Source organism: Nitrospirota bacterium (genome assembly GCA_040757335.1).
GTDB lineage: Bacteria > Nitrospirota > Nitrospiria > 2-01-FULL-66-17 > 2-01-FULL-66-17 > JBFLXB01.
Map to the genome: position 1 here is coordinate 1 of JBFLXB010000035.1, position 19,185 is coordinate 19,185.

At 65.1% G+C, this 19,185-nt stretch carries 14 protein-coding genes and 2 tRNA genes; 12 read left to right on the forward strand and 4 right to left on the reverse strand.

The window, feature by feature from the left end:
* Positions 1-368: 368 nt before the first annotated feature.
* Complete coding sequence (locus tag AB1451_14805; protein MEW6684166.1) at positions 369-1,187, forward strand: PilZ domain-containing protein; 819 nt, start codon at positions 369-371, stop codon at positions 1,185-1,187.
* Positions 1,188-1,382: 195 nt separating this feature from the next.
* Here the strand turns inward: AB1451_14805 and AB1451_14810 are convergent, their stop codons facing one another.
* The 3 genes from AB1451_14810 to AB1451_14820 are packed head-to-tail and all read right to left on the reverse strand — an operon-like array spanning position 1,383 to position 7,567.
* Positions 1,383-2,009 carry a hypothetical protein gene (locus AB1451_14810; protein ID MEW6684167.1) on the reverse strand — a complete coding sequence of 209 codons (627 nt, stop codon included), beginning with the start codon at positions 2,007-2,009 and terminating at the stop codon, positions 1,383-1,385.
* A gap of 42 nt (positions 2,010-2,051) precedes the next feature.
* The gene (locus tag AB1451_14815) at positions 2,052-4,358 is read right to left on the reverse strand and encodes a lytic transglycosylase domain-containing protein (protein MEW6684168.1); all 2,307 of its coding nucleotides are present in this window, start codon (positions 4,356-4,358) and stop codon (positions 2,052-2,054) included.
* Between the two features lie 26 nt (positions 4,359-4,384).
* Positions 4,385-7,567, reverse strand: coding sequence for an Ig-like domain-containing protein (locus AB1451_14820; GenBank protein MEW6684169.1), 3,183 nt, complete (start codon positions 7,565-7,567; stop codon positions 4,385-4,387).
* A gap of 121 nt (positions 7,568-7,688) precedes the next feature.
* Here AB1451_14820 and rlmN point away from each other — a divergent pair, with 121 nt between their 5' ends.
* The 11 genes from rlmN to AB1451_14875 all read left to right on the forward strand — a co-directional run bounded on the left by rlmN (position 7,689) and on the right by AB1451_14875 (position 17,229).
* On the forward strand, positions 7,689-8,765 hold the full coding sequence (gene rlmN, locus AB1451_14825) for a 23S rRNA (adenine(2503)-C(2))-methyltransferase RlmN (GenBank protein ID MEW6684170.1): 1,077 nt from the start codon (positions 7,689-7,691) through the stop codon (positions 8,763-8,765).
* Positions 8,766-8,833: 68 nt separating this feature from the next.
* Positions 8,834-8,908, forward strand: a tRNA-His gene (locus AB1451_14830).
* Between the two features lie 55 nt (positions 8,909-8,963).
* Positions 8,964-9,040, forward strand: a tRNA-Arg gene (locus AB1451_14835).
* A 106-nt stretch (positions 9,041-9,146) separates the two neighbouring features.
* Positions 9,147-10,178: a type I glyceraldehyde-3-phosphate dehydrogenase gene (gene gap / locus AB1451_14840; protein ID MEW6684171.1), complete on the forward strand. Its 1,032-nt coding sequence runs from the start codon at positions 9,147-9,149 to the stop codon at positions 10,176-10,178.
* A complete protein-coding gene (locus AB1451_14845) occupies positions 10,175-11,374 on the forward strand; it encodes a phosphoglycerate kinase (protein MEW6684172.1) in 1,200 nt (399 codons plus the stop codon). The genes gap and AB1451_14845 overlap by 4 nt, the downstream gene beginning before the upstream one ends.
* Positions 11,374-12,210 carry a triose-phosphate isomerase gene (gene tpiA / locus AB1451_14850; GenBank protein ID MEW6684173.1) on the forward strand — a complete coding sequence of 279 codons (837 nt, stop codon included), beginning with the start codon at positions 11,374-11,376 and terminating at the stop codon, positions 12,208-12,210. The genes AB1451_14845 and tpiA overlap by 1 nt, the downstream gene beginning before the upstream one ends.
* Positions 12,207-12,575 (forward strand): preprotein translocase subunit SecG, encoded by a 369-nt coding sequence (secG, locus tag AB1451_14855; protein ID MEW6684174.1) that lies wholly within the window; start codon positions 12,207-12,209, stop codon positions 12,573-12,575. The genes tpiA and secG overlap by 4 nt, the downstream gene beginning before the upstream one ends.
* The gene (locus AB1451_14860) at positions 12,572-15,214 is read left to right on the forward strand and encodes a S8 family serine peptidase (GenBank protein ID MEW6684175.1); all 2,643 of its coding nucleotides are present in this window, start codon (positions 12,572-12,574) and stop codon (positions 15,212-15,214) included. The genes secG and AB1451_14860 overlap by 4 nt, the downstream gene beginning before the upstream one ends.
* The gene (locus AB1451_14865) at positions 15,211-15,927 is read left to right on the forward strand and encodes an oxidoreductase (GenBank protein MEW6684176.1); all 717 of its coding nucleotides are present in this window, start codon (positions 15,211-15,213) and stop codon (positions 15,925-15,927) included. Before AB1451_14860 ends, AB1451_14865 begins: the two co-directional genes overlap by 4 nt.
* A gap of 76 nt (positions 15,928-16,003) precedes the next feature.
* Complete coding sequence (cobO, locus tag AB1451_14870; GenBank protein MEW6684177.1) at positions 16,004-16,564, forward strand: cob(I)yrinic acid a,c-diamide adenosyltransferase; 561 nt, start codon at positions 16,004-16,006, stop codon at positions 16,562-16,564.
* A 50-nt stretch (positions 16,565-16,614) separates the two neighbouring features.
* The gene (locus AB1451_14875) at positions 16,615-17,229 is read left to right on the forward strand and encodes a periplasmic heavy metal sensor (GenBank protein ID MEW6684178.1); all 615 of its coding nucleotides are present in this window, start codon (positions 16,615-16,617) and stop codon (positions 17,227-17,229) included.
* 66 nt (positions 17,230-17,295) lie between these two features.
* Here AB1451_14875 and AB1451_14880 read toward each other — a convergent pair whose 3' ends face one another.
* Positions 17,296-19,149 carry a transketolase gene (locus tag AB1451_14880; GenBank protein MEW6684179.1) on the reverse strand — a complete coding sequence of 618 codons (1,854 nt, stop codon included), beginning with the start codon at positions 19,147-19,149 and terminating at the stop codon, positions 17,296-17,298.
* Between the last annotated feature and the right edge of the window lie 36 nt (positions 19,150-19,185).

Below are 19,185 nucleotides of genomic sequence, written 5' to 3' on the forward strand. Positions count from 1 at the left end.
CCGAATGCCTTTCCCGGCCTTCGACAACTCCACGGCACGACGACGACGCCTTTCCAAGCTCGCGGCTGATCCGAGGGGGCGCATGCCTCATAATACCACCGTTCTATTACTTACGCAAAACTCAATAGTACCTTAAGGAGTTTTCCAGTACGCTCCGGTTTCCTCCTCGCTGCGGCCTTGCGGCTGGAACTTTTTGAGCAACCTACCGGCCTCTGAAGTTCTTCAGCATCTGCCCGTTCAGAGTTACCATCTCGGTCCTTTTCCGCCCCAGGCCCTGAGCCTCGCTTGTCGGCTGCGACGCGGTTGCTATACTGTTCGACGCACCGCGAAACCACCGATCCATGCTCGCGCACGGAGGCCGTGATCGTATGCTGATGCTGGAGCCGACCACCGCGTACCCGATCATCATCCACTTCAAAGACGGTCGGATCGATCGCGGCACGTTGCTGTCCTCGTTGTTGGCCGAAGGACCGCTCCGCTACCGTCCCCAGACCGCCGCCGATGAACGACGCGGCGTGCCGCGCCTGCCGTTTCTGACCGAGGTCAAAGTCGACCGCGTCATGGTCGGCCGCGCCAGCGACGTGAGCGTGCGAGGGATGTTTCTGGAAACACTGACGCCGTACGCGGTCGGGACCGTGCTCCACGTCGCGCTCCGGGTCGACACCGAGACCATCGAGGCCGAGGCGCGCGTGGTGTTTGCGGACCCCGGGGTGGGGATCGGGCTTGAGTTCAAACGGCTGTCCGCCGCGGTCCGGCATCGCCTGGAGGCGGTCTTGCACCGGCTGGCCAAAACCACCCAGGCTTCGCCGTCTTCGGGTCGCCGAACCACTGAACGACGCGATGACGCCGGGACCGCGCGACGGCCATGGGACGGACGCAAAGGAGAGCGCCGGTCCCGAACAGGCCTCCATGAGCTTCCGCCCGCTGAGGTTGACCTGGCCAACGTCAAGTCGGTTTTTTTTGTGGATCCCGCCCCGAACGACAACGCCCTCCCGGAGTGGGGAGCGGATCCCATGGACCGGCAGGTCACCGTGGAGTTCCGGGACGGCGAGACGATCCACGGGACGCTGCGCGAGATGTCGCCGGATGCGCTGGGCTTTTTCGTCGCGCTTCGCCTCGACGAACGCAACACGCACAGCGTCTACGTGGTCAAGTCAGCGGTGAAAAGCATCCAAACCGTGTTCTAACCCGGATTATTCATGAACCTTCTACTGCACCCGCGGATACGCCGCTGCAACGGGCGATCTCGCCGCTCAGTCGGTCAACGTACCGCAGAGAGTACGCCTCCCTCCTTCGCGGCTCCAAGCACCCGTTTCGCTGGCGTCTGCGCGGGTTCGCGACGAACGTTCATAAATAATCTGGGTTGAAACAGGGACGACTCCTCAGCTCGCCAGCAGGCGGGTGAGGGCCTGGAGCTTGGCTGCCAGGCGCGCATCGGTCATGGTGAGCACCCGAGATTCTTCCAGCGCGAGGTCGAATTCTCCCATCAGCAGGTAGGTGAGGCCGAGGTCGAAGCGCGCCTGCGCGTCGTCCGGCCGCGCCGCCAACGCGGCCTTGACCCGGGCGATTTCTTCCTCGTACGGCGAAACCTCCGCCACCCCCAGCGTGAGCGGCTTCGTCGATCGGCCCGGAGCCACCGGCGGCTCGATCAAGGTGATCCAGCCCTCGCGAAGGGCCATCTGGCAAAACGTCGCATCCCGCAAGGCAATCATGCGCACGAGGTCCGCGGCGAGCCCGCCCCAGAGTTGCTGCACCACGATCGCCGCCAAGAACGCGATGGCGGCGTAAATGAACCGGCCGCTGACCAACAGCGCCACGCCCGCGGCCAGTCCGCCGAGGTAACACACCCCGAGGCCTCGAAACAGCCAGCGGCTCCCGGCTCCGATGTAGTCGGTCAGGGGGGGCTGTCCTCGCACCACCAAGCGACGCGCCGTGAGGTGGTCCAAGTCGATCACCGCACGCTGTTCCGCCACCGCGGCCTGAAGGTCTTGGAAACTACGAAGATCCATGGCTCACCTCGGGCCGATTGTACGAAAGGCCTTCGCGGAGGGTCAATCCGGGGCGGATCGAGTCGCGTGCACGATCCGGGACTCGGCCGGAGCGTACAGCGCCTGATACAGCCACGCGCTGCGCAGCACCCGTTTGACGTACCCTCGCGTCTCGACGAACGGGATTTCTTCGATGAATTCGTCGATCGCGCGGGGGGGATTGCTTTCCAGCCACCGGGTGACCGCCTCGGGGCCCGCGTTGTACGCGGCCACGGCATAGGCCTGGTTGCCCGCGAACCGATCCAGAAGATCGCCCAGGTAGCGAACCCCCAGGGTCAGGTTCACCTCCGGCGTGTAGAGCTGGTCCACCGAGAAATCGGACAACCCCGCGGCGCGAGCCACGCGGCGTCCCGTGTCGGGCATGATTTGCATGAGACCGATGGCCCCGACCGGGGAAAGCGCTCGAGGGTCGTAGACGCTTTCCTCCCGGATCAACCCCGCGACGAGGAAAGGATCCACGCGATCCCGGGCGCGCGATCGGATCGGATCCAGCAGATGGTCCGGGTAGGCGCGACGCCAGATCGCGGGTGAGAGCGCGGCGTCGCCGCGCTCGAGCGCAGGAGCAAAATACCTCCGCACCAGGCGCAGCGCCTCCTCGTCCGCGCCCACGGTCGCCAGCGCCTCGGCCACGTCCGCGGCGCGGTCCGGAGGGGGCGGCGCGCGCCGCGTGGCGATGAGCACCTCATCCCGCGCGTCGTCGCGCAACCCCAGGAGCCACAACTCGGCCGCCTTCGGGAACAGCGCAGGGTCGGGCGAGGTCTCGGGCGCGCCGGCAGCTTCGTCGAAGACGTTTACGCCGTCGAGCGCGTTAAGGGACGATTCCTCCCCGACCACTACGGCGCCCCGGCGCGCCAGCAGTCCGTAATAGGTGAAGGGGAACCGGTCGCCAAGCGCCTGAACCCGGTCCTCTTCATCAACCGTTGGCTGCTCCGGGTCCAGGACATCGAGTCGGCCCATCCAATACAGCAGTTGCGGAATTTGGGGGTCGGACGGGGCGGCCGCTTCGAGCCCGCGTGCGAGCGCTTCGCGTGCCGCAGCCAACCGTCCCCGCCTGTACTCCAGCCATCCAATGTTCCAGTTGGCTTCGACCACCTTGTCCGACCGGCGCAGCTCGCCCGCGACCTTGGCGAGTTCCTGGTACGTCGCCACTGCGCGATCGCTGCGCCCTTGCCCGCGGTACCACGCCGCCTGCAAACTCAACAGTTCCAATCGACGGGGGCTCTCCGGAAACCCCGTGGCCATCGCGGACTCGGCCCGCTGCAGCGCCCGGACATCGTCCCGCCGAAACGCGGCGCGGCCTTCCCAGAGCCGCGCCTCTTCGCGCAACTCGGGAGCGGCGCTCGACGCGGCCAAACGCCGGAACGCCCGCCATGCGTCGTCCCACTGCCGCAGCCGATACCTGGTGATGGCGGTCTGGAGCTCCACTTCCCGCTTGATGGCCGCCGACGGCGCGGCGCGTTTCAGATCCTTCCACTCGGCCAGGGCGTCCGCGAACTTGGCGCCTCGCGCGAGCATTTCCGCCCGGCGGCGACGCTCCCCAAACGTCAGCGCGGGGATGGCCCCGGTCTGCACCAGGCGTTGGCATCGCCCTTCGATGGACCCGGCCTCGGTCGACGCCGCGTATTCGACCAGCAACGCGCGGCACGCAGATCCCGTCCGATCCAATTGCCCGGCGGATTCGGCCACGGACACGACCTGGGCCAATGCCGCAGGTGCGCGCGGATCCTGCGGAAACCGGGCCGCCAGATCCAGCAGATCCTTTAAGGCGTCGTCCTGACGCCCGTCGATCGACGACCACAACTCGGCCGCCGACCACAGCGCCGTGGGCACGAGCGATGACTCGGGATACTGGGCTGTGAGGGTCTCCAACAACGCGGCGGCTTGTTCGGGCCGGCCGTTGCGGCGCTCGGCGTCGGACGCCAACGCCAGCGCGCGATCCCCTACCAGCGGCAATTCCACGGAGGCCTTGAGCGTCCAGTCGAGCGCGGAGGCGGGGTCGTTCTCCATCTCCAGCCGCGCCAATAGGAGCGCGGCGCGACCCGGCCACGGCGTACCCGGCCAGAGCTCGCGAATGAGCAGCAACCGCTCCCGGCCCGCGAAAACGTCACCCCGGTCGATTGCGGCGCGAGCCGCGGCAAAACAGGCCTCGGCATCAGGGCAATCAGGTAGCCCGGGGCCTGGCTGCGCGCCGTGGGCAGGCGGTGGTTGCTGACCCACAATGGGCGCGGACGCGCACCCCGATGCCGTGAGCACGGCTGCGGCCAGGAACCCTGCGCGGAGTCCGGGTATTAGGGACCAGCCCTCTCGCATGGCTTGAATTGTAGCGTCAGTTCGTTTTAGGGAGCAAGCTGGGGATCGAGCGCCAGCCCGTGCGGGGTCAACAGCCCGGTGGACGAGCCTTGGACCACCCGCGGCTGCAGCGACGGCGCGGGCGTGTCCACCACCAATGAGGCCAGGTTAAAGACCAGGATCCGGCTATTCGTTGCATCCGAGATGTTGGAGACGTACAGATCCTTTGTCCCTGCGTCGAACGCCACCCCGAATGGGCTGATGAACGACGAGTGCGCAATCGTCCACGCCGGCGCCTGGTTGTCATCCGGCGGCTGCGGACTCCCGTCGGCTGCATCGACGAGGGCGCTCAGTCCGCGGAAAATCAGGACGCTATTATTGTCACGATTCGCTACAACGAGCCGGTCGTCCGCCACAGCGTCACCGGGATCCGGGTCCGGAATCAATACCAACCCCGCCGGCCGTTTGAGAGTCGTCTTATCCGTCACCGGAAGACAATTGACTGTACACGGCCGCGGCGGCGGGTCATCACCCTCGATTTTCCAGGTAGGCGCCACGTTGCCGGCCACGCTGCTGGCATCTTTGAACGCCACAATTCTCCGGCCGACCAGATCCTGAACCACCCTGGCGTCGCGATTGGACACATACAGGATGTCGTGATCAGGGTCAATGGCCAAACCCGTTGGAAAGACCATCTCGGTGAGATTGTCCTGCGTCGAAAACGGATTCGTCGGGTCCGCTGGACCGAGATACCGGGAGGGAGAGACGTTACCTGTCAGCAATGGTGAGCTCGTTCCATCGCCTTCTTGGAACACCGCCACCGAATGGCTCGACTGGTTAACTACATAGAGCGCGCCTTGCTCGAACGAATCACGGCGGAAATACAAGGCCACCGGATGGTCCAACCGGGTCAATGGCCCCGCAATGATGCGATCCGGGGCTTTCAGGCCGGTGACGAAGTCATTCGGGTTGTCGTACACCAAGATCATGTTCGCGTGAAAACTCGCCACGTACAACCGCTGGGGCTCCTGAAGGTCCAGCGCCATGCCGGTGGGACCCAGCAACGGGTTGAGGAGGACTCGGTCAGGCGGCGTGTTGAGCGGGAGTGAATCCTGGCCCACCGACACGTCGAACACCGCAATGTTGGGAATCGGGGTGAGGCCTGCTGCGTCGAACAAGCCCGGCGTCACCACGTACGCCTCGTCAACCCCAGCGTTGTCGACCACCGTGACCGCGAACGGTCCGTGGCTCGGGAACGCGGGACTCAGCACGGGTTGCCCCAGCAAGGTCCTGGTCCCCTTGATCACGCGGAGCGGCGTGATGTTTCCGCCCGCGATCATGTCGCTCTTGGCGAAAATCAGCAGGGACTGCCCCGCGTCGGTGGTCACATAGACTCGATTCTTCAGTGGATCAGGATCAACAAAAATGCCGGTCGGCCGCGCGCCGTCCAAGCCCGTGTTGGGCCCCTCAACGACTATCGGGGTCTGTTGCCTATCGGCATTGATCACTTCCGAGAAGATCAAGATATTGCTCTTTTCGCGATTGACCACAAACAGCCGACCGCCGGGGTTGGTGTCGCCGGTGTTATCACCGTCAAACGCCAGGGCGGTCGGGCCGCAGATGCGGCCGGACGGCTCCGTAGCCGGAGTCAGGCAGGGGCCGTCCGTGGTGCCCCAGAACGTACGGTGGGGCAAAGAGTCCAGGTCCTCTATGTTTTCGCCGTACCCGAAAACTTGGATGGACCAGCCCGTCCGGTCTCCCGGACTGAAGTCATCGCGGTTGGCGACGTACAACAGCTTGTTCCCTTCATCCACAGCGAACCCGAGCGGGCCCCGGAACGTGCCGGGGGCAAGGGTCGCGATGGGGGGCTGATTAGGGCCTTGCGGCGCCTGGGTGATGTCGAACGCGAGAATGTTCTGCGGCAGACACACCGGCGCAAAGGGGTTCGGCAACGCCAACGAGTTCGCGACGTAGAGAATTTTCCGGCCATCCAGGCGCTGCTGGAGCCGTAGCGTGGATGGACCGCAGAGCTGGGTGATGTCGGTGGCCGTCAAGGTTCCCTGGATCGTCCACTCGGGTTCCAGATTGTGCCCGATTCCGTACTCGCCGAACTGCACCGGTTGGTTGTTGATCGTTGATCGTAACTTGTACGCCGCGATCATATTGGCCGACGGGTCCGCCACATACACCAAGTCGTCGTCCGGCCTGTTCGGATCGCCTTGGTCCACGGCGATCCCGGTGGGCGCAACGAGCTGCGTTCGGCCCGCCGTCACCAGCGCCGAGGCCTGGTCGCCCTGGACCTGCGCAATGTCCGGAATCACCGACAGGCTGTTGGCCACCTGGTTGGCGACGTAGAGCCGACCCGCCGGTGGTGTACGGACAAGATCAGCCGTGATGATTTCATCGGATTCATTGCCTGCGAGATCGTGTACCCGCAGTTGAATCTCGTAGTTTGAACTGGCCACCAGGCCTTCCAATTTCAGGCTCTGCTCCCCCACCTTCGACGGAATGCTGCTGAATCCCGCGTCAACATCGCGTTTGTATTCCACGGTGTAGATCAGGTTGGTGGATACATTGCCGGGCAGATCGTACGCAGCCGGGGAGGTCGGGATGCCGTCGCACGTCGTCGCCGTGGTGGGTGGATCATCGTTCCACCAGCACACGGTTACGGTGTCGTACCGGTCTGGGACCGCTAGCACTTTTCTATTGGGGTTCCAGACCGGCTTCTGATCGTCGTACGTGTCGCTGGTGGTAAACCGCCACGTGTACACGTTGTCCGGACTGCCCGTGTCCAAGAAGTTTCCGGCCACGTCGCGCCACCCGTCGTTGAACGTAACGGTGAAATGGGTGTTCGGGGGCAGCAGCGTGGCTGGAGTGATGAAGAGGGTATCGCTTCGACTCTCCCACACCAACCCCAAGGGTTGCGCGCGTAACTGGACCTCCTGCACGGTGCCGTTGACGAACTGGAAAAATCTAAGGTTCCGTCTTTGAAGATCCAGCCGCCCGGCATTCATCTCCTCGCTGAACTCGACGGCGATGATCGCGTTGACGGGCACGGAGGCCTCTCGGTCGGTAGGAGACGTGGCGATGATCCGGGGCCGAGTGACGTCGGTGGTGCTGTCTCCGGCGGGCTCGGCAGCGGGCTGGCCGCCGCCGCAGCCGGCAACGGCAAGGCCCAACAGCCAGCCGAGCGTTAGACCGCGCGAAAAGCGATGGGGTCGTATGGCCATTCGATGGGGGTGCGTTCCACTATTCAAAACCGCGCCCCCACCTGTTTTATTTCCCGGCTTCCCCGCGGGTCAGCCGGGTTATTTGGCGTCGAAGTGTGTTATAAATCAACCGGTTGAAGAAATGCCCCCGCTATCCCTCAAGACCTTGACCGCTTCCCAGCTCGCAGAATTTGTCGCGGCGCACGGCTGGCCCCGCTACCGCACCCGCCAGCTCCTGGCATGGATGTATCGGCACGGGGTCACCCGGTTCGACCAGATGAGCAACCTGGGAAAAAGCGAGCGGGCCCAATTGGAAGAGCTCGCCGTGATTAGGGCGCCCGAAGTCGTGGACGTCCGACGCGACGCGGAGGACGGCACGGAGAAGCTCTTGTTCCGCCTCGAAGACGGCGAGACCGTTGAGTCCGTTCTGATTCCCGACGACGACCGGCTGACGCTCTGTCTGTCGACCCAGGTCGGCTGTACCCTGGACTGCGGATTCTGCCTGACCGGAACCATGGGGCTCACGCGCAACCTGAAGGCTCATGAGATCGTGGATCAGGTCCTGGGCGCCCGCGCGCACGCAGGCCCAGAGCGCCCGATCACGAACCTGGTCTTCATGGGGATGGGTGAACCGCTGGCCAACCTTCCCGCGGTTTGTGAAGCCATCGAGCGGCTCACTGCGGAGTGGGGCGTGGGCTACTCTCCGCGGCGGATCACGGTGTCCACCTCGGGATTGGTCCCCCAAATGGCCGCGCTGGGGGCGTTTCGGCACAAGGTGAACCTCGCTGTCTCGCTGAACGCCACCACGGACCAGACGCGCAATCGCGTGATGGGGACCATCAACCGTAAATACCCGCTGGAGACCTTGTTCGCGGCCTGTCGGGCCTACCCGCTCCCGCCTCGGCGGCGGATCTTCTTCGAGTACGTGCTCCTCGCGGGGGTGAACGACTCTCTGGAGGACGCACGCCGGCTGATCAAACTCCTGCACGGGATCCGCTGCAAGATCAACCTGATCCCGTTCAATCCGTGGCCGGGCGCGCCGTTTCACCGTCCGTCGGATGCGTCGGTCGCGGCGTTCCAGGCCCTGCTGATCGAGGCTCACTTCACCGCCTTCGTTCGTAAGAGCAAGGGACAACAGATCCTGGCTGCGTGCGGCCAATTGCGATCGGCGCACCAACCCCGGGACCCGCTGGTCTCGATCCCATTCGGCCCACGCTGACCCGAGCCCGCGCCCGTGTTGACAAGCTTTGCAACGGGGTGATACAACCGGCCTCTGCGGCTGACGTGGCGGGTGTAGCTCAAGGGTAGAGCACTGGACTGTGGCTCCAGGGGTTGGGGGTTCGAAACCCCTCACTCGCCCCACGCCGCGGAATATTGACCGAGACGTTGCCCGTTCCCACCGAGTCGAGACGGCATCGCGCCTGTAGCTCAGCTGGATAGAGCGTCGGACTTCGAATCCGCAGGTCGGGGGTTCAACTCCCTCCAGGCGCGCCACGTCGTGCATGGCATCGTCCGGCCGCTCGGACACGCGGCGTTTGACTTTGCCGGTTTCGCAGACCTAAGATTAACCTCATTGTTTTGATCCAGTCCAGGAGGCAATATGGCAGTTCGAGTCGGTATCAACGGGTTCGGGCGTATCGGGCGGGCCGTGCTCCGCGCGTCGCTGGATGATCCGGATCTCGAATTCGTCGCGATCAATGACCTGACCGACGCCAAAACCCTCGCCCACCTGCTCAAATACGATTCGGTTCACGGCCGGTTGGCCGCCTCCGTGGAAGCCAAAGACGGTTCGATCGTGGTGGGCGGTCGCGAGGTCGCGGTGTTGGCCCTCAAAGACCCCGCCGAGCTCCCCTGGAAGAGACTGGGGGTGGAGATTGTCATTGAATCGACCGGGCGGTTCGAAGATCGTCCCTCGGCCTCAAAGCACCTGGAGGCGGGGGCAGCTAAAGTGATTATTTCCGCTCCGGCGAAAAACCCCGACCTGACGGTGGTGCTCGGCGTCAATGAAGACCGCTACGATCCCGCGACACACCACATCCTGTCCAATGCCTCCTGCACGACCAATTGCCTGGCTCCGCTCGCCAAGGTGCTGCACGAGAGCTTCACGATCAAACGGGGGTTGATGACGACCATTCATTCGTACACCAACGACCAGCGGTTGCTCGATCTCCCGCACAAGGATCTGCGACGCGCCCGCGCCGCGAATTTGTCCATGATTCCGACCTCGACCGGCGCGGCGCGCGCCATCGGCGAGGTGCTCCCCGCGCTCAAAGGCAAGCTGGACGGTATGGCGATTCGCGTGCCGACCCCGAACGTGTCCGTGGTGGATTTGGTGGCCGAGGTCGCCAGGCCCGCCACCGAACGCGACGTCAACGCCGCCCTGCGCGCGGCCGCTGACGGCCCGCTCAAGGGGATCCTCGCGTACACCGAGGATCTCACCGTGTCGATCGATCACAACGGCAGCACCTACTCCTCGATCGTGGACGCGGCGCTGACGCGCGTGATCGACAACGGGTTGGTCAAGGTCTGCGCGTGGTACGACAACGAGTGGGGCTATTCGTGTCGTGTGCGCGACCTGGTGAAATTCGTCGCGCGCCGGATGGGAACCCGCCTGGCCCACACCGCGGCATGAACCTCCACAAACAAACGATCGACGACCTCGATTTGCGCGCCAAGCGCGTGTTCATTCGGGCGGACTTCAACGTCCCGCTCGACGAGAACCTGAACATCACCGACGACACGCGGATCCGCTCCACCCTGCCCACCATCAACCACGCCATCGACGAAGGCGCCAAGGTCATTCTCGCGTCCCACCTGGGGCGCCCCAAGGGCAAGCCGGACCCGCGATACAGTCTCGCGCCGGTGGCCAAACGTCTGCAACGGTTTCTGAAAAAGGACGTGCAGTTCGTGCCCGACTGCGTGGGCACGTCGGTGGAAGACGCGGTGGCCCGGATGCGGCCCGGGGACGTCGCGCTGCTGGAGAACCTGCGGTTTCATCCCGGGGAAGAGACCAACGACGACGGCTTCGCCAAGTCGCTCGCGCGGTTGGCCGACATCTACGTCAACGACGCGTTCGGCACGGTGCACCGCAACCACGCGTCGGTCACCGGCATCACCAAGTTCGTCCCGACCGCGGCGGCTGGATTCCTGCTGAAAAAAGAGATCGAATACCTCGAGGGCGCGGTCGCCAATCCCACGCGCCCGTTTGTCGCCGTGCTCGGCGGCGCGAAGGTGTCCGGCAAACTCGGCGTGATCAACAATCTTCAGAAGAAGGTGGACAAGGTCATTATCGGCGGAGGGATGGCGTTTACGTTCTTCAAAGCCTACGGCGTGGAAGTCGGCAACTCGTTGGTGGAGCCGGAGATGATACCGGTCGCGATCGAGATGCACGAAACAGCTCGCGCCGGCGGAGTCAAGTTCTACCTGCCGGTCGACTGCGTGGTGGCCACCGGGATGGAGCCCGGCGCCGAGACCAAGATCGTTCCGGTCCAGGAAATCCCCAAGGGCTGGACCGCGCTGGACATCGGTCCGGCTTCGGTCCGTCTGTTCACCGAGGCGTTGGCCAACGCCAAAACCATCCTCTGGAACGGGCCGATGGGGGTGTTCGAGATGGATGCCTACTCGCGAGGCACGTTCGCCGTGGCCCACGCGGTCGCGAACGCCTACGCGCTCACGATCGTGGGGGGCGGCGATACCGCGCTCGCCGTCCACCGCGCCGGCGAGTCCGAGAACATCTCCTTCATCTCCACCGGCGGCGGCGCCGCGCTGCAGTTGCTGGAGGGCAAGCCGCTTCCCGGGCTGGTGGCGCTCCCGGATCGCGAAGCCTGATGGCGCCCTCCCCCGCGCAGCCTCCGTTGGTCATCGCCAATTGGAAAATGCACAAGACCGTGGCCGAGGGTGTGGCCGCGGTGGAAGCGCTCCGGGGTCGGCCCGACCTGTTGGCCGCGGTGGACGTGGTCCTGGCCCCGCCCGCCACGGCGCTCGACGCGGTTCACCGGGCCATGGCCGGAAGCCGACTGGCACTCGCCGCTCAAAACTGTCATTGGGAAGCGTCCGGCGCGTATACCGGGGAAATCGCGGTGTCGCAGCTCGCCGACGTGGGCTGCGCATACGGTCTGGTGGGACATTCCGAGCGCCGACAGAACTTCGGCGAGACCAACGAACACGCGCGGCGAAAAACCGCCTCGCTCCTCGCCGCCGGGCTCACCCCGGTATTGTGCGTGGGCGAGACCTTTGCCGAACGCAGGGCCGGCAAGACCGAACAGGTGGTGGCGGAGCAGGTGTCGATCGCGGTACAAGGCTTGACGCCCGCGCAGGCGGAGCGCCTGGTGGTGGCCTACGAGCCGGTGTGGGCGATCGGGTCGGGCAAAGCCGCCACTCCGGCCGAGGCCGCCGCGGTGCACCGTTTCGTGCGACAGTTGCTCACCCACGACTACGGCGCGGCCGCGGGCGCCATCCGCATCCTGTACGGCGGGAGCGTGTCGCCGGAAACCATCGGCGGCCTGTTGGCGCAATCCGACATCAACGGCGCGCTGGTGGGTGGAGCCAGTCTCAACACCACGACGTTTATCGGCATACTCGAACGGGCGGCGCAACGGGAGTCGGGGGCGCCGCCGGTGGCATCGAATCGCGTGACCCCGACACCCGCAAGGAGCTTTGCATGACGGTGTTGATCATCATTGTCCACGTGCTCGTTAGCCTGATCATGATCGGCGTGATTCTCTTGCAGGCCGGAAAAGGCGCGGAAATCGGCGCCGCCTTCGGCGGTTCCAGCCAAACCATCTTTGGGAGCCGCGGCGCCACCACGTTTCTGAGCAAGATGACGATCGTCGCCGCGACGCTGTTCATGCTCACGTCGATGAGCCTCTCGGTCCTGTCAAAGGGGCGCTCCGTGGCTTCGTCGATCGTCGACTCGCTGCCGCCGACCGCCACGACTCCGGCTCCGGCCCAAACCCCGGCCTCGGACGGCGCCGCCGAAAGCGCGCCTCCGGCCGCCCCCGGCGAACCAACCGCACCCGCCACCCCATGAGGTCACCCGCCGTCGCGCTGACGCTGGTCGCGGCTGTCCTAGCGATCGGCGCGGCCCGGCAGGCCCTGGGAGCCTCGATCGATCCGTTGCTGCTTCCGGTCCTGTCGGGACAATCCACGCCTCAGGTGCTGGGGTTGGCTGCCGGCGCTGCGGCTCAGGACGGGACCGGAGAATCACTCCTGTCCGTCACCCTGCGCTTCTCCGGGAGTTTCGATGGCCTTCGCAGCTTGGGCATCCGCTTCGGCGGGGTGCTGGGCGACGTCGCGACCGCGGATGTCTCGGTGACCCAGCTCCGTCAGCTCGCGTCCCATCCAGACGTTCGGTCGATCCAAGCGGCAAGACGCTTGGACCTCCAACTGGACGTCAGCGGGGGCCAAGCCCATACCGCCGTGGACCTCGTTCGCATGCGAGACGGGGATGGATGGAGCCTAACCAGTCACACCGGTCGCGGCGTGCTGATCGGCATCATGGATACCGGCGTTGACCTGCGGCACGATGATTTTCTCAAACCCGACGGGAGCACTCGGGTCGTTGCGGTGTGGGACCAGTCCACCGCGGTCGGGAGACCCCCGCGCGGATTTTCGTACGGCGCCGAGTGTACGGTGTCGCAAATCAACGCGCGGGACTGCCCGCAGGTCGACCGCAACGGTCACGGGACGCACGTCGCGGGCATTGCCGCCGGCGACGGGTCGGCCACCAGCCGCGATCAAACCGCGTACCGTTACATCGGGATGGCGCCCGAGGCCGATCTGGTGGTGGTCAAAATGGCCGATCTGACCACCGCGCGAGCCATCGACGGACTCAGCTACCTGAAGAGCAAAGCCACGGAGCTCGGGAAACCCATCGTGGTCAACCTCAGTTTCGGCTCCACGTTGGGCCCCCACGACGGAACCTCGGATCTGGAACAAGCCGTGAACGCGTTTACGGTGCGGGACGATGGCCTGGGCGCGGTGGCGGTCGTGGCCGCCGGCAACGAGGGTCAGACGGTCGAAGGCAATCCGCTCCACGCCGTAGGGTGTTTTCAAATGGGGCCATCGCCTCCGGCCTGCCCCAGCGGCGTCGCCGCGTTGTCCGGCGCCGATCCGGCAGCCGTCGGTTTCGTGGTGCCCGACGGGACGACGTCGGTCTTTTTGGAGGTCTGGTACCCGGGCTCTGCCACGCTCGGGGTCAGGGTGAGCGAGCCCGCAGCGTGCGCCACCGCCACGGCGTCGCTGAACGGCTCTCCCATCGTCACCGCCTCGACTCCGTGCGGGAGCATCGTCATTGCCGCCGGGGATACCAACAGCGTGAACGGAGACCGCAGCAATATCGTCGCCCTGACGAGCCCATCCCAACTCACCGGGGGCATCTGGAGTCTGGCGATCACAGGAGACAGCCTGCCGGCCACCAGCGCCACGCGGTTCGACGTGTGGCCGGACGCAGAGCCGTCCGACCATAACCCGGTGTTCAACAGGCTGGGCGACCCGGGGACGACCCTCATCATGCCCGCCGCGGCGGCCGAAGCCATTACGGCGGCGCCGTACGTGAGCAAGACGTCGTGGGTCTCGCTCATTGCGGGGTGTTGCGCGCTGCCCCTGTCACACGGCACGCTGAACACCCTGGCGTCCTACGCCAGCCGGGGTCCCCTACGCCCCTGTACGACCTGCGCCGCTCCGTCGCCGAAACCGGATCTTGCGGCCCCGGGCGTGGTGATCACGTCCAGCTTCTCCTCCCGCATTCCGGATGATCCCGCTCTTGACGCCCAAGTCGACCCCGACCGGCTGCACTACGCCCTCGAAGGCTCCAGCATGGCCGCGCCCCAGGTCGCAGGCGCGGCCGCCTTATTGCTCCAAGTCAATCCCACCCTGACCGCCCCCCAGGTCAAGGCGTACCTCAAGAACAGCGTGTCGTCCCCGCTCGGAACAGGGCCGTTTCCGATCGAGCGGTGGGGCCAAGGACGGCTCAACGTGCAGGCCGCCATCGCCGCGATGAAAGCCGCGGGGGACGACCCTCCGCCCGCCAAGCCCACGGGGCTTCGGGTCACGTCGGTACGCAGCCAACGCGTGGCGATTACATGGGACGCCAGTCCAGATTTGGATCTCCAGTACTATCGGGTGCAGCGGACGGATTCGAGTGGGGTGATGGTTCCGATCGCAAGCCGGTTGCCTGCCACCGCAACGACGTTCGAAGACATTCCAGACGACCATCTTCTCCTCAATGACGGCATCACGGATATGACGAACGAGGCTGTCTACACCTACACCGTCCAAGCCGTGGATATCAGCGACCAGGAAAGCCCGCCGTCAGACCCGCTCCCGGCCGTACCCACCGCCGGGGAGGGATCCGTGGGCTTGTGTTTCATCGCCACCGCCGCATACGGCAGCCCGTGGCATCCGCACGTGACGTCGCTGCGCGTCTTTCGTGACCGCCACTTGCGGCCGCACGCGGTGGGGCGCGCCGCGATCGCCGCGTACGAAGCGATCAGTCCTCCCCTGGCTCGGTTCATCGCGCCCCATCCCACGCTGCGGGCCGCGGCCCGCGTTGCGCTCACGCCCCTCGTGCTCTCGATCGAGCGTCCGCGGACCTCGGCCGCCATTCTGGGGATCGCTCTTCTGGGCGCCCTCGGGGTCTGGCTTCGCCGTCGCTCACGCCGGCCGTGACACGCATCGCGGCCAGCGACCAACCCGCGGTGGCTATGCGGATCGCGGCGATCGAGCCCCAAGGAGTCGAAGAGCTTCGGTCCGTGCGCCTGGTGGCGGCGTCCGACACCGCGCCCGATTTCGACTTTATCCCGGGCCAGTTCCTCCATATCCGAACACCCTCCGGAGACGCCTCGTATTTCGCCATCGCCTCCGCGCCCGGGCACGCGTACTACGAGGTGCTGGTCAAACGAGCCCAGGGCGCATCGCGGGAACTGTTTGGTCTCCCGGTCGGGGCCTCGGTGCAGGTCGTCGGGCCCCAAGGAAAGGGCTTCCCGCTCGCGGGTTATGACGGCTTCGATGTGCTGTTGATGGGGGTCGGAACCGGCATTGCTCCGCTCCGCTCGCTGGTCGGCTGGGCGCTCGCGCGGCAGCGGGAATTCGGCCGTCTCACCCTGCTGTATGGCGTGCTGACCCCGCCGCATTGTTGTTACCGCAACGACTTTGCGACCTGGTTGACGGCCGGCGTTGACGCGCGGGTGACCGTCACGTCAACGGCCGGCTGTTCATGGAGCGGTCCGGTGGGATTCGTCCAAGATCTGCTGCCGACCCTTCGCATCGACCCGCATCGAACGGTTGCGTGCCTGGTGGGAATGAAAGAGATGGTGCAGGCCAACACCGAACGCCTGCGAGAACTCGGGCTGCCGGCCGAACGCATCCTGCTCAATTTCTGACCTGGCTGCTGCGACCCCAACCGTCGTGGCACGCTAGGGGGTTCTTTGCTATACTCGCACCGTTTTGGAGCGCGGCATGGCCGGACCGCAGACCCCGCCCCGACTCGACGGCACCCGTCGCAAAGGGCTCATCATCGTCCATACCGGAGCCGGAAAGGGCAAGACCACCGCGGCCCTCGGGCTCGCGTTGCGGGCCGTGGGCCACGGCTGGCGCGTGTTGATGGTCCAGTTCATCAAGGGCGACTGGCGCTACGGCGAACTGGAGGCGGCCAACCGGCTCGCGCCGAGTTTGACGATTCGCCCCATGGGCGAGGGCTTCACGTGGGACACCAAGAACCCTGAACGGGACGCGGCCAAGGCGCGGGAGTGCTGGGAGTATGGAGTGAAGGCGGCCCGCTCCGGCGAGTATCAGATGGTGATCTTCGACGAGATCAACTACGCCCTCGCCTACGGCTATCTTCCCCTTGATGAGGTGCTCGCGTTTCTTCAGACCAAACCGGAGTCGCTCCACGTGGTCCTGACCGGACGGGACGCACCCAAGGAACTGATCGACGCGGCGGACACCGTGACCGAAATGCGCGAGGTGAAACACGCGTTCCACCAGGGGGTGAAGGCCCAGAAAGGCATCGAGTTTTAGTTCGTCTCGGAAGCGGCATGGAGCCATCTTCTCACGAAAGGAGTCTTGGTATGAACAGGTATGGTCGCACGGCGCTGGCCGGCGCGTTCGCGGGCGTGGTGGCATTCGGACTCGTAGCAACGGGATGGGCGCAGCCCCCCGGCCATCCGCCGATGGGCGGGATGGGCATGGGGATGGGCGGTGCGCAAGGGCCGGGTGGCGGGCCCGGCATGGGCATGATGTTTTCCAAATCCTTCCTGAAGGATCAATTGAAACTGTCCGATGAACAGATCGACAAGTTCAGGAAGCTGCGCAGCGAGTACGAAAAGGAGAGCATCAAGCGCGGCGCCGACCTCAAGGTCGCGGAGATCGAGCTCTGGGATCTGATGGACAAGAAGGACCTCACCGGCGACCAGATCGAAAAGAAGGTTCGCGAGGTCGAAGGGAAGAGAACCGACCTACGCGTATACCGTTTCAAACAATTGATGACCGTCAAGACGATCCTGACCCCGGAGCAGTTCGAGAAGTTTCGTTCCATGGGCATGATGATGTTCGGCGGCGCGGGCCGTTACGGGTCAGGCATGGGAATGGGCATGGGGATGAGGGGCGGTTCAGGAATGATGGGACATCCGGGCATGGGTCCCGGCGGGGGATACCGCGACTACGACTACGACGACGAGGACTGATCGTCGTCCCGTATAGATATAGAAATCCGCGCGTGGGGGCGTTCGATCGAACGCCCCCACGTTTTTTCAGATCAGCCGCTTGACGGTTTCGATGATCGCCCGAGCGCTGATGCCGTAGCGATCGAGCAACTCGTCCGGTTTCCCGCTGTGCGGGACTTCGCGCACAGCCAGTTTCTGCACGCGAACGCCCTCGCCCCCCACCGCACCCAGTACGGCGTCCCCCAGTCCTCCGTGGGCATAGTGATCTTCGACCGTGAGGATCTTTCCGCCGGTGGCGCGCGCCGCGTCCAACAACGCGGTGCGGTCGATCGGCACGATGCTGTAAAGGTCCATAACGCGGACGTTGATGCCGCCGGCCTTGAGCTGGTCGTACGCCTTCAGCGCTTCGAACACGGTGACGCCCGCCGCCGCGATGGTCAGGCGATCGGTGGCGCTGTGGCGCAAGACTTTCGACCCGCCGATCGAGAAACGCTCCTCGGGACCGTACAGGATGGGGCATTTGGGCCGGCCGGTTCTGATGTAGATCAGGCCGCGGTGCGCCGCGGCCGCCTCAACCAGGCGGTAGGTGGCATATGCATCCGCCGGGTACAACACCACCACGCCGGGCTGGGCCGCCATCATCGCCAGGTCTTCCAGGCCCATTTGCGAGGGACCGTCTTCCCCGATACTCACGCCGGCGTGGGACCCCATGAGTTTGATATTGGCGCCGCTGATGGCGGCCATGCGGATGAAGTCGTAGGCGCGAGTCAGGAAACAGGCAAACGTGGCGGCGAATGGGATATAGCCGCTGGCGCTCAAGCCCACCGCAGCCCCCACCATGTTCTGTTCGGCGATGAAGTTCTCGAAAAACCGTTCGGGAAACCGTTTGCCGAACGCTTCGGTAAACGTCGAGTTCTTCACATCCGCGTCAAGGGCCACCGCCATTGGATTCGCGTCGCCCAACGCCACGAGCGCGTGGCCGAACGCCTCGCGGGTCGCCACGGAGTCCGTGGGTTTATACGCGGGAGGCGCCACCGCTTTGGCTGTCGGTCGGGGGTTCCCCCCGTCCAGGGGGCGCAGGATCGGCGTGGGGGTTTGGGCGTTGAGCCCTTTGGATAATTCGTCCAGTGCTCGCTGCAACTCTTCGCCCTTCTTGAGCGCCTTGCCGTGCCAATCCGGACGATCTTCGATAAAGGAAATCCCCTTCCCCTTCAATGTGCGGGCCAGGAGCACGGTGGGGCGACCCTTGACGGATGACGCTTCGTCGAAGGCCGCGACCAGGGCTTCCGGATCGTGCCCGTCCACCACGATCGCATGCCAACCAAATCCCACCCACCGCGAGCGGTACCCGTCCATGTTGTGCTGCAACATCGTGGGGTCGCTTTGTCCCAGACGGTTCACGTCGATGATCGCACACAGATTGTCCAAGTTCTCGTGTCGCGCGATCTCCGCGGCCTCCCACACCGAGCCTTCCACGGACTCGCCGTCCCCCATCAGCACATAGACGCGCGCGGCCGACCGATCCAGCCGTTTGGCCGCCAAGGCCATGCCCACACCCGCCGGGAGGCCCTGCCCCAGCGAGCCGGTCGCCACATCCACGAACGAGAGGCGCGGCGTCGGGTGGCCCTCCAAGTCCGAGGCCAGCGTGCGCAGCTTCAGGAGGTCGGCCTTGTCGAACAAGCCCGCTTCCGCCCACGCCGCGTACAGGAGCGGCGCGGCATGACCTTTCGAGAGCACGAAGCGGTCGCAGCCGGGGTGTCGGGGGTTCTTCGGATCGTACCGCATGACGGAGAAGAACAATGCGGCTACGATATCGGCGGCCGAACAGCAACTCGACGGGTGACCGCTGCCCGCCTCACTGGTCGCGCGGACGCTTTCCATCCGAAGCACCGCAGCCTTGTGGCGAAGCATGGCGAGCAGATCCGATCGTTTCAGGTTCATGCTGGACTCCTTTCGATCACTTCTCGATCACTTCGA

Excerpts from the sequence above, each read along its gene's own strand:
- AB1451_14805 (MEW6684166.1), top strand. The coding sequence starts at position 369 with ATGCTGATGCTGGAGCCGACCACCGCGTACCCGATCATCATCCACTTC.
- AB1451_14810 (MEW6684167.1), bottom strand. The coding sequence starts at position 2,009 with ATGGATCTTCGTAGTTTCCAAGACCTTCAGGCCGCGGTGGCGGAACAG.
- AB1451_14815 (MEW6684168.1), bottom strand. The coding sequence starts at position 4,358 with ATGCGAGAGGGCTGGTCCCTAATACCCGGACTCCGCGCAGGGTTCCTG.
- AB1451_14820 (MEW6684169.1), bottom strand. The coding sequence starts at position 7,567 with ATGGCCATACGACCCCATCGCTTTTCGCGCGGTCTAACGCTCGGCTGG.
- rlmN (MEW6684170.1), top strand. The coding sequence starts at position 7,689 with ATGCCCCCGCTATCCCTCAAGACCTTGACCGCTTCCCAGCTCGCAGAA.
- gap (MEW6684171.1), top strand. The coding sequence starts at position 9,147 with ATGGCAGTTCGAGTCGGTATCAACGGGTTCGGGCGTATCGGGCGGGCC.
- AB1451_14845 (MEW6684172.1), top strand. The coding sequence starts at position 10,175 with ATGAACCTCCACAAACAAACGATCGACGACCTCGATTTGCGCGCCAAG.
- tpiA (MEW6684173.1), top strand. The coding sequence starts at position 11,374 with ATGGCGCCCTCCCCCGCGCAGCCTCCGTTGGTCATCGCCAATTGGAAA.
- secG (MEW6684174.1), top strand. The coding sequence starts at position 12,207 with ATGACGGTGTTGATCATCATTGTCCACGTGCTCGTTAGCCTGATCATG.
- AB1451_14860 (MEW6684175.1), top strand. The coding sequence starts at position 12,572 with ATGAGGTCACCCGCCGTCGCGCTGACGCTGGTCGCGGCTGTCCTAGCG.
- cobO (MEW6684177.1), top strand. The coding sequence starts at position 16,004 with ATGGCCGGACCGCAGACCCCGCCCCGACTCGACGGCACCCGTCGCAAA.
- AB1451_14875 (MEW6684178.1), top strand. The coding sequence starts at position 16,615 with ATGAACAGGTATGGTCGCACGGCGCTGGCCGGCGCGTTCGCGGGCGTG.
- AB1451_14880 (MEW6684179.1), bottom strand. The coding sequence starts at position 19,149 with ATGAACCTGAAACGATCGGATCTGCTCGCCATGCTTCGCCACAAGGCT.